This window comes from Streptomyces sp. CNH287 (assembly GCF_000424825.1).
Genome location: NZ_KE384251.1, coordinates 217,046 through 230,149, shown reverse-complemented (window position 1 = coordinate 230,149; position 13,104 = coordinate 217,046). Strand labels below are relative to the sequence as shown.

Sequence of the window (13,104 nt, the reverse complement as noted above, 5' to 3'; positions counted from 1 at the left end):
GCACACGCGGCCCGGCCGCCCGCGCCCCGGCAGCCCGGCTCAGTGGCGGCGGCGCACCCGGTAGGCGGTCCCGGTCACGCCCAGATACGCGTGGTCCCGCATCCCGCACCAGGCGGGGATGTCCAGCCGGGCCGCCTCGTCGTCGGCCAGCACGGTCACGACCCCGCCGACGGGCACCTCCGAGATCACCTTCGCCAGCTCGATCACGGGCAGCGGGCACCGCTTGCCCAGCGCGTCGACGGTCAGCCCCGCCGCCGGCCCGCCAGCCGTCTGCACCGGTCCCCGGGCCGTCTCCACGGAGTCCTCCGCCGTGCCCGCCCCCGTCCCCGCCGCCCCGGCGCCGGGCGCGTCGAGCTGCGCCCGAACCGACCGCACCGCCTCCGGCAGCACGGCGAGGAAGCGGTCGACCTCCGCCGACTCCGTCCCCGCGGGCAGCGACACCCGTACGTTGCCCTCCGAGAGCACCCCCATCGCCTCCAGCACATGGCTGGGCGTGAGGGTGCTGGAGGTGCAGGAGGAGCCGGAGGAGACCGAGAAGCCCGCCCGGTCCAGCGCGTGCAGCAGGGCCTCGCCGTCGGCGTAGAGGCAGGAGAAAGTGACCAGTTGGGGCAGCCTGCGCACGGGGTCGCCGACGACCTCCGTGTCCGGCACCAGCTCCGGCACCCGGCAGCGGATGCGGTCCACCAGCGCGCGCAGCCGTACGTCCTCGGCGGCGGCCTCGGCGCGTACCGCCCGCAGCGAGGCCGCCGCCGCCACGACGGCCGGGATGTTCTCGAAGCCGGGCGCCCGCCCCGCCTCCCGCTCGTCCACCGGGCGCGGCACCGCGAACCGGACGCCCTTGCGGACCGCCAGCAGCCCCACCCCGCCGGGCCCGCCCCACTTGTGCGCGCTGCCCGCCAGCAGCGACCAGCCCGGTGCCACCTCGGCACGGCCCAGCGACTGCGCGGCGTCCACCAGCAGCGGCACGCCCGCCGCGCGGCACGCCTCGGCCACCTCGGCGACGGGCTGCTCGGTGCCCACCTCGTGGTTCGCGCTCTGGAGGCACGCCAGCGCGGTGTCCTCGCCCAGTGCCCGCGCGTACTCCTCCGCCGCGACCCGGCCCGTACGGTCCACCGCGACCCGGGCCACGGTGCCGCCGGCGGCCTCGTGCGCCTCGGCCGTGTGGAGGACGGCGGAGTGCTCCACGGCGGAGACCACCAGCCGGCGGCCGACCCGCCGCCGTCCGGCCAGCGCGCCCGCGATGCCGGTGTGCAGGGCACGGGTGCCCGAGCTGGTGAAGGCCAGCTCGTCGGGACGGCAGCCGACCGACTCCGCGGCGCTCTCGCGCGCGGCGTCCAGCAGCATCCGCGCCCGGCGCCCCTCCCGGTGCAGCCGGGCCGGATCGGCCCACCCCTCCTCCAGCGCGGCGAGCAGCGCCTGCCGGGCGACGGGATGCAGCGGGGCGGAGGAGGCGGCGTCGAAGTAGGGCACGCACGCACGCTAACCCGCCCCGCCCCGGCGCGGGACGCGGCTCCCGCCGCCGCAGCCTCGCGCGACGCGCCCAACGGCGCGTCAGCGGCACCCGCGTACCCGGCGATTCCACCCCTTCGGGGTGTGGCGCGCCGCGTTACCCACCCTCCCCGCGCGACCCCGATCGGCGTCCAGTAAGGTTTGGCCCGCATAAACATCCAAACCCTGCCCGCGCCAGGGCCGGCGCCCGCCCATAAGACGGCCGTGCCCGGCTGAGCGGGCGAGACTCTCGGGAAGGCGCTACGTGAGTCCCAACGGCTCAGACCTCCCCCACCGCCCTAAGGGCGGGGGCGGTACCCCCTCGTCGCGGCGCCCGATCCGGCGGAAGCTGCTGCAAGCGCTGACGGCGGGGCTGGTCCTGGCAACCGCGACCGGTTGCACATCCAAGGACTTCCCCCGGCTCGGCATGCCCACTCCGGTGACGGAGGAGGCACCCCGAATCCTCTCCTTGTGGCAGGGTTCGTGGGCGGCGGCACTCGCCACGGGCGCGCTGGTGTGGGGCCTGATCCTGTGGAGTGTCTTCTTCCACCGGCGGTCCCGGACCAAGGTGGAGGTACCGGCTCAGACCAGGTACAACATGCCCATCGAGGCTCTGTACACGGTGGTTCCGATCATCATGGTGGCGGTGCTCTTCTACTTCACCGCGCGTGACGAGGCGGAGCTGCTGGAGACCTCCGAGAAGCCCGACCACGTCGTGAACGTGGTGGGCTACCAGTGGAGCTGGGGCTTCAACTACATCGAGGACGTGGACGGCGACGCGAAGACCTCCGCCACTGACTCCAAGGCCCTGGCGGCCATCCCCGACCGGATGCAGAAGGCCTTCCCGGAGGGTGCGGAGGGTGTCTACACCGCCGGCACGCCCGCGGACCGGAACCCGCAGAACGGCAACCCGGGCCCGACCCTGTGGCTGCCCAAGGGCGAGACGGTCCAGTTCATCCTGACCTCCCGCGATGTCATCCACTCGTTCTGGGTGGTGCCGTTCCTGATGAAGCAGGACATCATCCCCGGCCACACCAACCGCTTCGAGGTGACTCCCACCAAGGAGGGCACCTACATGGGCAAGTGCGCCGAGCTGTGCGGACCGGACCATTCCCGGATGCTCTTCAACGTCAAGATCGTCTCTCCTGAGCGTTACCAGAAGCACCTGGAGGACCTGGCGAAGAAGGGCCAGACCGGCTACATCCCGGCGGGCGTTCCCACCACCGGTGACGCCAGGAACGCGGAGACGAATAACCCGTGAGCATCCTCAACGAATCTCAGGGTGCCGCCGCAGCAGACGACTCGTACGAGAACGAGCTGCCCGTGCGCCGCAAAGAGCCCGGCAACGTCGTGGTGAAGTGGATGACGACCACGGACCACAAGACGATCGGCTCGCTCTACCTGATCACGTCGTTCGCGTTCTTCTGCATCGGCGGAGTCATGGCGCTGTTCATGCGCGCCGAACTCGCCCGGCCGGGTACGCAGATCATGTCGAACGAGCAGTTCAACCAGGCGTTCACCATGCATGGCACGGTCATGCTGCTGATGTTCGCCACTCCGCTGTTCGCCGGCTTCGCGAACTGGATCATGCCGCTCCAGATCGGCGCGCCGGACGTGGCGTTCCCGCGGCTGAACATGTTCGCGTACTGGCTCTACCTCTTCGGCTCGCTCATCGCCGTCGGCGGTTTCCTCACCCCGCAGGGTGCGGCGGACTTCGGCTGGTTCGCGTACTCGCCGCTCTCCAGCGAGGTGTACTCGCCGGGGCTCGGCGCCGACATGTGGATCATGGGTCTGGCCTTCTCCGGCTTCGGCACGATCCTCGGCTCGGTCAACTTCATCACCACGATCATCTGCATGCGCGCGCCCGGCATGACGATGTTCCGGATGCCGATCTTCACCTGGAACGTGCTGCTGACCGGTGTGCTGGTACTGCTGGCCTTCCCGGTGCTCGCCGCCGCGCTCTTCGCGCTGGAGGCGGACAGGCAGTTCGGAACCCATATCTTCGACGCGGCCAACGGCGGACCACTGCTCTGGCAGCATCTGTTCTGGTTCTTCGGTCACCCCGAGGTGTACATCATCGCGCTGCCGTTCTTCGGCATCGTCTCCGAGATCATCCCGGTCTTCAGCCGCAAGCCGATGTTCGGCTACATCAGCCTGATCGGCGCCACGATCTCGATCGCGGGCCTCTCGGTGACGGTCTGGGCGCACCACATGTACGTGACGGGCGGCGTGCTCCTGCCGTTCTTCTCCTTCATGACGTTCCTGATCGCGGTGCCGACCGGAGTGAAGTTCTTCAACTGGCTCGGCACGATGTGGAAGGGCTCGCTGTCGTTCGAGACACCGATGCTCTGGACCATCGGCTTCCTGGTCACCTTCCTCTTCGGCGGTCTGACCGGCGTCATCCTGGCCTCGCCGCCGATGGACTTCCACGTCTCCGACTCGTACTTCGTCGTGGCGCACTTCCACTACGTCGTCTTCGGCACCGTCGTCTTCGCGATGTTCGCCGGATTCCACTTCTGGTGGCCCAAGTTCACCGGCAAGATGCTCGACGAACGGCTCGGGAAGATCACCTTCTGGACGCTCTTCATCGGCTTCCACGGCACCTTCCTGGTCCAGCACTGGCTGGGCGCCGAGGGCATGCCCCGCCGGTACCCGGACTACCTGGAGGCCGACGGGTTCACCTTCTTGAACACCGTCTCCACGGTCAGCTCGTTCCTTCTCGGCCTCTCCATGCTGCCGTTCTTCTACAACGTCTGGAAGACGGCCAAGCACGGCAAGAAGATCGAGGTGGACGACCCGTGGGGCTACGGCAGGTCACTCGAATGGGCGACCTCGTGTCCGCCACCCCGGCACAACTTCCTCACTCTGCCGCGCATCCGTTCCGAATCCCCGGCCTTCGATCTGCATCATCCGGAGATCACCGCGCTCGAACAGCTTGACCTGCGCGGCGATGACAAGGTGCTGGCCGGTGGCGTTGTCGCAGGAGAGGGTGACGGCAAGTGAAGGCCCAGGGACGCATGTTCATCTGGCTGTCCGTGTTCCTCCTCGGCGTGGCCGTCGTGTACGGCCTGTGGTCGAAGGAGCCGGTCGGCACCACGGGGCTCTTCCTGTCCTTCGGTCTGTCGATCATGATCGGCTACTACCTGGCCTTCACCGCCCGCCGGGTGGACACCGGGGCGCAGGACAACAAGGACGCGGACGTCGCGGACGACGCCGGTGAGGTGGGCTTCTTCAGCCCGCACAGCTGGCAGCCGCTCTTCCTGGGCGTCGGCGGCGCCCTGGCGTTCCTCGGTGTCGCGCTCGGCTGGTGGCTGCTGTTCTTCTCGCTGCCGCTGCTGCTCGTGGGCCTCTTCGGATGGGTCTTCGAGTACTACCACGGCGAGGCGCAGAACCAGTAGGAACGCCCCGCGCGGCAGGCACACGCCGCACGCACGGTCAAGGGTCGGCCCCCGGACACCTCCGGGGGCCGACCCGTTTGCATGAACCCAGCAGGCCCGAACTGACCAATCTTCATATTTTGGGCCTATGACACATCTACCGAACCGCCGGATGGCGATCAGCTGCGCACTGATACTCGTGCCCCTGGCGGTGGGGCTCACCGCCTGCGGCGAGGACACCAGCCCGTTCGCCGCCGCGCCGTACGACGCCAGTGACCAGGTGGCCGTCAACGTCGGGGACGACGGCGCCGTCGTCGACTACCGCGAGCCGCTCGAGGTCACCACGACGGGCGGCGAGGGCCGCATCACGGACGTCATAGCCAGCGACGGCGCGGGCCGCCGGGTCGCGGGCCGGCTCTCCGCCGACGGCACCCGCTGGCGCAGCACCGGCTCACTGGCCGCGGGCGTCCGCTACACGGTGCTGGTCAGCACGGAGAAGGGCGGTGGCGCCCCCGGCAGCCGCACTCTGCGCTTCGAGACCAAGCCGGCCGACGGCCGGAAGCTCGGCGTCACCTTCGGCCCGGACAAGGGCACCTACGGCGTCGGGCAGCCGCTGGTGGCACAGCTGAGCCACCGCGTCCAGGACCCGGAGGAGCGCCGCACCGTGGAGCGCGCCCTGCTGGTCGACTCCGTGCCCCGGACGGCCGGAGCGTGGCACTGGGCGGACGACAAGACCCTGCACTACCGGCCCCGGGAGTACTGGCCCGCGCACGCGTCGATCACCGCCCGCTCCGCGCTCCAGGGGGTCCGCATCCGGGACGGCCTGCGCGGCGGCGCCTCCGAGCCGCTGGCGATCCGCACCGGCCGGCGGATCGAGGCGCTGGTCGACATGAGCACCCACACGATGACCGTGCGCCGGAACGGGCAGCGGCTGCGCACCGTGCCCGTCACCACCGGCAAGCCCGGGTTCCGTACCCGCACCGGGGTCAAGGTGGTGCTGGGGAAGCAGCCGTTCATCCGCATGCAGGGCACCAGCATCGGCATACCGGAGGGCAGCTCCGAGTCGTACGACCTGCCCGTCCACTGGAACACGCAGGTGACCCGCAGCGGCGAGTTCGTGCACGGGGCGCCCTGGTCGTCCGGCTCGCACGGGTCGGCCAACGTCAGTCACGGCTGCACGGGCATGAGCAGCGAGAACGCCCAGTGGTTCTACAAGCTGGTGCGCCGGGGCGACATAGTGAAGTACGTCAACGGCGACGGGGACCGCATGCCCGCCTTCGGCAACGGCTTCGGGGACTGGAACCTGAGCTGGCCGAAGTGGCGGGAGGGCAGCTCGCTGCTCAAGGAGACCCGCGGACGGGAGACCGGCAGCGACGCGGCCCGGCTCCGCTTCGACTTCTGAGGCCCAGGGGCCGCGCGGCCTCTCAGGCGGCGCCGGAGTCCACGCCCGTACGCTCGCCGCGCAGCAGCCCGGCGAGGGCGTCCGCCAGCGCCACCGGGTCCACCGGGTGGGAGACCGCAGCCTCCGCCCGGCTCCAGGTGGCCAGCCAGGCGTCCTGCGGGCGGCCGATGAGCAGGAGCACCGGCGGGCAGCGGAAGATCTCGTCCTTGATCTGGCGGCACACGCCCATGCCGCCGGCCGGTACCGCCTCGCCGTCCAGCACGCAGACGTCCACCACGCGCTCCTCCAGGGTGGAGATCAGGGCCGGCAGCGTGGCGCACTCGATGTACTGGATCTGCGGCACGTCGGAGGCCGGGCGGCGCCCGGCGGCGAGCCGGACCTGCTCGCGGGTGTTGGCGTCGTCGCTGTAGACCAGCACCGTGGCGGTCGCCTTCATCGTTCCTCCGCGTGAGGGATCTCGTCGAACTTCGAACGCTGCTGGGCCGGATGCTACTCCTTCCGACGTCGCGTCAACACTGCCGCCGGGGCCGTCGCACAGGGCCGTTTGAGCAGGGACGGCACCCGGGGACACACCGAACGGCACCCCCCAAGGTGAGGCCGGGATAAGCGACCGACATAATGTCGGCGTGGCGACAGCAACAGCAGTAGACACCGGGCACGCGCACCCATCGGTCAACCGACCGAACCTCACCAGCGTCGGAACCATCATCTGGCTCAGTTCCGAGCTGATGTTCTTCGCGGCCCTCTTCGCGATGTACTTCACCCTGCGATCCGTGACGGGCGCCGAGTTCTGGAAGGGGCATGCGGAAACGCTGAACCTTCCCTTCGCGGCGACGAACACCACGATCCTGGTGCTCTCCTCGCTCACCTGCCAGCTCGGCGTGTTCGCTGCCGAGCGCGGGGACGTGAAGAAGCTCCGGAGCTGGTTCATCGTCACGTTCGTGATGGGTGCCGTCTTCGTGGGCGGCCAGATCTTCGAGTACACGGAGCTGGTCAAGAAGGACGGCATGACGCTGTCCTCGGATGCCTACGGGTCGGCGTTCTACCTGACCACCGGCTTCCACGGGTTGCATGTGACGGGCGGACTGATCGCCTTCCTGCTCGTGCTGGCCAGGACGTACGCGGCGAAGCGGTTCACCCACGAGCAGGCCACGGCCGCCATCGTCGTGTCCTATTACTGGCACTTCGTCGATGTCGTCTGGATCGGCCTCTTCGCCACGATCTACCTGATCCAGTGATCCGCGCACGGGTCCTTCACTCTCAGACATAGCCATAAGCATCGACGCAGAAGATCCTGACACCGGGGTAATCCGTGAAAAAGCTCTCCGCACGACGGCGCCATCCGCTGGCGGCGCTGGTCGTCCTACTCTTCGCGCTGGCGGCTACCGGGGGGCTGTACACCGCGTTCGCTCCTGCGGATGAGGCCAAGGCCGACCAGGCGTCGAGTTCCTCCCTCGCCATCAAGGAGGGCAAGAAGCTCTACGCCGTAGGCTGCGCCAGCTGCCACGGCACCGGCGGCAAGGGCTCCACCGACGGGCCGAGCCTGGTGGGCGTCGGCGCCGCAGCCGTGGACTTCCAGGTCGGCACGGGCCGCATGCCCGCCCAGCAGCCCGGTGCGCAGGCGCCGAAGAAGAAGCCGAAGTACACGCAGGCCGAGACGGACCAGCTGGCGGCCTACGTCGCCTCGCTGGGCCCCGGCCCGAGCGTGCCCACCAAGGACCAGTACAGCCCGAACGGCGCGGACCTGGCCAAGGGCGGCGAACTGTTCCGTACGAACTGCGCGCAGTGCCACAACTTCACCGGCGAGGGCGGTGCCCTGACGAAGGGCAAGTACGCGCCCGACCTCGGGGACGTCGACGAGAAGCACATCTACGAGGCCATGCAGACCGGCCCGCAGGCCATGCCCTCGTTCCCCGACACGCTGGTGACGAAGAAGGACAAGAAGGACATTGTCGCGTACCTGAAGACCGTCAACAGCGACACGGCGGACTCTCCGGGCGGCTACAAGCTCGGCGGCACCGGACCGGTCAGCGAAGGGCTCTTCGCCTGGGTGTTCGGCCTCGGCGCGATGATCGCCACCGCCGTGTGGGTCGCGGCCCGGACCACAAAGGCCAAGAAGTCATGAGTAGCGAGACTGGACCACACGAGAACGTGTCAGACGACGAGAATCTGCCCCGCGGGCAGCAGTCGGAATCCGGCGACGGAGCGCGGTCGGCCGACGGTTCGGTAGCCGTGCCGGCGGAGGACCCCTTCGCCAATCCGGGGCTGCCGCCGCACGAGCACCGCATCCAGGACCTGGACGAGAAGGCGGCCAGGCGCTCCGAGCGCGCGGTCGCGTTCCTCTTCACCATGTCGATGGTGGCCACCGTCGCCTTCATCGCCTCGTTCGTGGCCTTCCCGATCGACAAGATCGTCTACATCTGGCCGCTGGGCCACGTCAGCGTGCTGAACCTCTCGCTGGGTCTGACGCTGGGCATCGCGCTGTTCGGCATCGGCGCGGGCGCGGTGCACTGGGCCCGCACGTTGATGACGGACGTGGAGCTGATCCAGGAACGCCACCCGATGGCGGCCGAGCCCGAGGTCAAGGCCCAGGTCCTGGCGGAGTTCAAGCAGGGCTCCGACGAGTCGCAGTTCGGGCGCCGCAAGCTGATCCGCAACACGATGTTCGGTGCGATGGCCCTGCTGCCGCTCTCCAGCGTCGTGCTGCTGCGCGACCTCGGGCCGCTGCCCGAGGACAAGCTGCTGCACACGATGTGGAAGAAGGGCAAGGTCCTCGTCAACGAGAACACCGGCCTGAAGCTGAAGCCCGAGGACATCGTCGTCGGCTCGCTCGCCTTCGCCAAGCCCGAGGGGCTGGAGGAGGGCACGCACGAGTTCCAGACGGAGATCGCCAAGGCGGCCCTGATGCTCGTCCGGATCGAGCCGGACGACATCAAGGACAAGCAGTCACTGGACTGGTCGCACGAGGGCATTCTGGCCTACTCTAAAATCTGCACCCACGTCGGCTGCCCGGTCAGCCTGTACGAGCAGCAGACGCACCACGTCCTGTGCCCCTGCCACCAGTCGACCTTCGACCTCAGCGACGGCGCACGCGTGCTGTTCGGTCCGGCGGGCCACCCGCTGCCGCAGCTGAATATCAGCGTCAACAAGGACGGATTCCTCGAAGCGCAGGGCGACTTCGCGGAGCCGGTCGGTCCGGCCTTCTGGGAGCGCGGATGAGTATTTCAACGTCGAACCGGTCCGACGCCGAGGCGTCGGAGAGGCGGAAGGCTCCCGCGGGGGAGCGTGTCGCCGACTGGGCGGACGGCCGGGTCAGCATCTACGGCGCGGCCAAGGCCAACATGCGCAAGATCTTCCCGGACCACTGGTCCTTCATGCTGGGTGAGGTCGCGCTCTACAGCTTCATCGTCATCATCCTCACGGGTGTCTACCTGACGATGTTCTTCACGCCGAGCATGGCCGAGGTCGAGTACCACGGCTCCTACGTGCCGATGCACGGCATCACGATGTCCGAGGCGTACGCCTCGACGCTGGACATCAGCTTCGACGTACGCGGTGGCCTGCTCATCCGGCAGATCCACCACTGGGGCGCGCTGATCTTCCTCGCGGCCATGTTCGTGCACATGATGCGGGTGTTCTTCACGGGCGCCTTCCGCAAGCCGCGTGAGATCAACTGGCTGTTCGGCTTCACGCTGCTCGTGCTGGGGATGTTCACCGGCCTCACGGGCTACTCGCTGCCGGACGACCTGCTCTCCGGTACCGGTCTGCGCTTCATGCACGGTGCGATCCTGGCGACCCCGGTGGTCGGCACGTACATCGCGATGTTCCTGTTCGGCGGTGAGTTCCCGGGGACGGACATCATCCCGCGCTTCTTCTCGCTGCACGTGCTGTTGTTGCCGGGCATCATGGTCGGCCTCGTGGTGGCGCACCTGATCCTGGTCTTCTACCAGAAGCACACCCAGTTCGCGGGTGCCGGAAAGACCAACAAGAACGTCGTCGGTACGCCGTTCATGCCGGTCTACATGGCCAAGGCGGGCGGCTTCTTCTTCCTGGTCTTCGGTGTCATCTCGGCCATCGCCGCGCTGTTCACCATCAACCCGATCTGGGTGCTCGGCCCGTACCGGCCCGACCAGGTGTCGACGAACGCGCAGCCCGACTGGTATCTCGGCTTCTCCGAGGGGCTGGTCCGGATCATGCCGGGCTGGGAGATCAGCGCCTGGGGGCACACGCTTGTGCTCGGCGTGTTCATCCCGCTCCTGATGCTGGGCGTGATGCTGACGGTCATCGCGGTCTATCCGTTCATCGAGTCCTGGGTGACCGGGGACAAACGCGAGCACCATATTCTCGACCGCCCGCGGAACGTGCCGACGCGTACGGCGTTCGGCATGGCCTGGATCGCCTGGTACTTCGTCGCGCTCATCGGCGGCGGAAACGACTTGTGGGCCACGTATCTGCATCTGTCGATCAACTCGATCACCTGGTTCGTCCGTATCGGCTTCTTCGTGGTGCCGGTCCTGACGTTCATCGTGACCAAGCGGATCTGCCTCGGGCTCCAGCGCCGGGACCGCGAGAAGGTGCTGCACGGACGCGAGTCCGGCATCATCAAGCGGCTGCCGCACGGCGAGTTCGTGGAGGTGCACGAGCCGCTCTCGCAGGAGCAGCTGCACGTCCTCACGGCGCACGACCAGTACAAGCCGCTGGAGATCGGTCCGCAGACCGACGAGAACGGCGTCGAACGCAAGGTCAACCCGGTGGAGAAGATCCGGGTCTCGCTCTCGAAGGGCTTCTACAGCGACGAGAGCCAGGTGCCCAAGCCGACGGCGGAGGAGTACAAGGAGCTGACGAGCGGCCACGGTCACCACTGACCGGCCCGCACCACAGCCCCCAGGAGGGCCCCGATCCCCTTACGGGACGGGGCCCTCCGGCCTTTCCTTCCCTCTTCCCTCCCCCTTCCTTCGGCCTTCTCCCTCCGCCCCCGTCCGTCCCGCCGTCCGCAGTACGGGCACACTCGCGCCGCCGGGCCCCGGCGCCGATAGGCTGGCCGCCGGATCGCGCCGCGGTGGCGCGTCCGTACGGCACACCGAACCAGGCCAGGAGTGATCCCCATGAGCGCTGCGACCCCCGCTGGAGGCGACACCACGGCGGCCCGCTCGTGGCCGGACGTCCTGAGGCCCCTGCTGGCCCGTGAGAACCTCTCCGCCGAGGCCACGGCCTGGGCCATGGACAGGATCATGAACGGTGAGGCCACCAACGCGCAGATCGCCGGGTTCGCCGTGGCGCTGCGGGCCAAGGGCGAGACGGTGGAGGAGATCTCCGGGCTCGTGCGGGCGATGTACGCCCACGCCAACGTCATCGAGGTCCCCGGTCCCACCGTCGACATCGTCGGCACGGGCGGCGACGGCGCCCGTACGGTGAACATCTCCACCATGTCCTCGATCGTGGTCGCCGGGGCCGGCGCGCGGGTCGTCAAGCACGGCAACCGCGCCTCCTCCTCCGCCAGCGGTGCCTCGGACGTCCTGGAGAAGCTCGGCGTCAATCTGGAGCTGACACCGCGCCGGGTCGCCGAGGTCGCCGAGGAGGCGGGCATCACCTTCTGTTTCGCGGTGAAGTTCCATCCCTCCTTCCGACACGTCGGCCAGGCCCGCCGGGAGCTGGGCATCCCGACGTCCTTCAACTTCCTGGGGCCGCTGACCAATCCGGCGCGGGTGCGGGCGCAGGCGACGGGCGTCGCCGACGCGCGGATGGCGCCGATCATCGCGGGCGTACTCGCCGAGCGCGGCTCCTCGGGGCTGGTCTTCCGCGGCGACGACGGTCTGGACGAGCTGACCACGACGGCCACCTCGACGGTCTGGACCGTACGGGAGGGCACGGTGCGCCAGGAGACGTTCGACCCGCGCGAGGTGGGCCTGGAGCTGGTGCCCGTCGAGGCGCTGCGCGGGGCGGACGCCTCGTACAACGCGGAGGTCGCGCGCAGACTGCTGGACGGCACGCCGGGGCCCGTACGGGACGCGGTGCTGCTGAACTCGGCGGCGGCGCTGGTCGCCCTCGAACCGGGTACGGGCACGCTGGCCGAGCAGCTCGCGGCAGGCATGCGGCGGGCGGCCGAGGCGATCGACTCGGGGGCGGCGAAGGCCGCGCTGGAGGCGTGGGTGGCGGCGAGCAACAGGTAGGCGCCGGCGCTGGGTCGGGGCAGCCGCTCCCGCCGGGGGACTCCCCGGCAGGGAGCGCTTCCGCGTCCGGGGAGCGGTGTGGCATACTCCCGTGCAGGTCACGAGTGACAGCGATCAAGGCCCCGGCCCGCTGTCCGGCAACCCTCCGTCCGTGGCGGGGTGCCCCGGGTGATGACCAGGCCGCAGACAGCGAGGTCTGCGGCAAGCGCGGGTCCCTCTTTCCAGGGGTCCCTGGTCTTCGAGGGAGTTCTTTTTGTGAGCCAGCGAATGTGCTAGGGGTGTCTTCGAAGTAGCGCCGTCCCTCCCCCTGGGCCTTGGCGGCCCGGGAGGTGCCCCCTGGGAGGGCGGGTGCTCGTGGTGTCTGGTGCGTGCGGCTGCAAGGCGGAGGGGCGTCCTCGTAGTGGGTTACGTGGACGTTCCGACAACGCAGGGGGTACCTCCCGGCGAAGCCAGGGGGAAGACGTGCGTGCCAGGCGCCACGAGCAAGGCGGGACTTCGAAGACACTCCTAAGGCGTGCCGCCCCGCTCCTCCTGTCTGCCGTCCGACGCTGCTGTGGCGTTCGGCCCGGGTGGGCGGCCCGGTGAGTACGCCCCCGTGAGCAGTCCCGTGCGACGGCGCTCCGCGCTGTCCGCCTGCCCCGTGCCGAACACGCCCGCTTCAGGAGAT

11 protein-coding genes and 1 riboswitch are annotated in these 13,104 nt (G+C 69.3%); of the genes, 9 read left to right on the top strand and 2 right to left on the bottom strand.

What is annotated here, in order from left to right; genetic code table 11:
• Positions 1 to 39: 39 nt before the first annotated feature.
• Positions 40 to 1,470, bottom strand: a complete 1,431-nt coding sequence (locus tag H299_RS0124695) for a cysteine desulfurase/sulfurtransferase TusA family protein (RefSeq protein ID WP_027750595.1) — start codon at positions 1,468 to 1,470, stop codon at positions 40 to 42.
• Positions 1,471 to 1,753: 283 nt separating this feature from the next.
• On the opposite strand from H299_RS0124695, the gene ctaC reads away from it, so the two are divergent.
• From ctaC to H299_RS0124675, 4 genes are all read left to right on the top strand, one after another.
• On the top strand, positions 1,754 to 2,749 hold the full coding sequence (gene ctaC / locus H299_RS0124690) for an aa3-type cytochrome oxidase subunit II (RefSeq protein WP_078513016.1): 996 nt from the start codon (positions 1,754 to 1,756) through the stop codon (positions 2,747 to 2,749).
• Entirely contained in the window at positions 2,746 to 4,491 is a 1,746-nt protein-coding gene (gene ctaD / locus H299_RS0124685) for an aa3-type cytochrome oxidase subunit I (protein WP_027750593.1), read from the top strand. Before ctaC ends, ctaD begins: the two co-directional genes overlap by 4 nt.
• Complete coding sequence (locus H299_RS0124680; RefSeq protein ID WP_027750592.1) at positions 4,488 to 4,886, top strand: cytochrome c oxidase subunit 4; 399 nt, start codon at positions 4,488 to 4,490, stop codon at positions 4,884 to 4,886. The genes ctaD and H299_RS0124680 overlap by 4 nt, the downstream gene beginning before the upstream one ends.
• 127 nt (positions 4,887 to 5,013) lie before the next feature.
• Positions 5,014 to 6,267, top strand: coding sequence for an Ig-like domain-containing protein (locus tag H299_RS0124675; protein WP_027750591.1), 1,254 nt, complete (start codon positions 5,014 to 5,016; stop codon positions 6,265 to 6,267).
• Between the two features lie 22 nt (positions 6,268 to 6,289).
• Here H299_RS0124675 and H299_RS0124670 read toward each other — a convergent pair whose 3' ends face one another.
• Positions 6,290 to 6,703: a hypothetical protein gene (locus H299_RS0124670; protein WP_027750590.1), complete on the bottom strand. Its 414-nt coding sequence runs from the start codon at positions 6,701 to 6,703 to the stop codon at positions 6,290 to 6,292.
• 190 nt (positions 6,704 to 6,893) lie between these two features.
• Here H299_RS0124670 and ctaE point away from each other — a divergent pair, with 190 nt between their 5' ends.
• From ctaE to trpD, 5 genes are all read left to right on the top strand, one after another.
• Complete coding sequence (gene ctaE, locus H299_RS0124665) at positions 6,894 to 7,505, top strand: aa3-type cytochrome oxidase subunit III (RefSeq protein ID WP_027750589.1); 612 nt, start codon at positions 6,894 to 6,896, stop codon at positions 7,503 to 7,505.
• A 74-nt stretch (positions 7,506 to 7,579) separates the two neighbouring features.
• A complete protein-coding gene (gene qcrC, locus H299_RS0124660; RefSeq protein ID WP_027750588.1) occupies positions 7,580 to 8,392 on the top strand; it encodes a cytochrome bc1 complex diheme cytochrome c subunit in 813 nt (270 codons plus the stop codon).
• Complete coding sequence (gene qcrA / locus H299_RS0124655) at positions 8,389 to 9,486, top strand: cytochrome bc1 complex Rieske iron-sulfur subunit (RefSeq protein ID WP_027750587.1); 1,098 nt, start codon at positions 8,389 to 8,391, stop codon at positions 9,484 to 9,486. Before qcrC ends, qcrA begins: the two co-directional genes overlap by 4 nt.
• Entirely contained in the window at positions 9,483 to 11,132 is a 1,650-nt protein-coding gene (gene qcrB, locus H299_RS0124650) for a cytochrome bc1 complex cytochrome b subunit (protein ID WP_027750586.1), read from the top strand. Before qcrA ends, qcrB begins: the two co-directional genes overlap by 4 nt.
• 240 nt (positions 11,133 to 11,372) lie before the next feature.
• Entirely contained in the window at positions 11,373 to 12,437 is a 1,065-nt protein-coding gene (gene trpD, locus H299_RS0124645; protein WP_027750585.1) for an anthranilate phosphoribosyltransferase, read from the top strand.
• A 96-nt stretch (positions 12,438 to 12,533) separates the two neighbouring features.
• Positions 12,534 to 12,651: riboswitch (SAM riboswitch) on the top strand.
• Positions 12,652 to 13,104 lie beyond the last annotated feature (453 nt).

Bases quoted from the DNA above. Each gene is read 5' to 3' on its own strand.
- qcrA (WP_027750587.1), top strand. From the start codon at position 8,389: ATGAGTAGCGAGACTGGACCACACGAGAACGTGTCAGACGACGAGAAT.
- H299_RS0124670 (WP_027750590.1), bottom strand. From the start codon at position 6,703: ATGAAGGCGACCGCCACGGTGCTGGTCTACAGCGACGACGCCAACACC.
- qcrB (WP_027750586.1), top strand. From the start codon at position 9,483: ATGAGTATTTCAACGTCGAACCGGTCCGACGCCGAGGCGTCGGAGAGG.
- trpD (WP_027750585.1), top strand. From the start codon at position 11,373: ATGAGCGCTGCGACCCCCGCTGGAGGCGACACCACGGCGGCCCGCTCG.
- H299_RS0124675 (WP_027750591.1), top strand. From the start codon at position 5,014: ATGACACATCTACCGAACCGCCGGATGGCGATCAGCTGCGCACTGATA.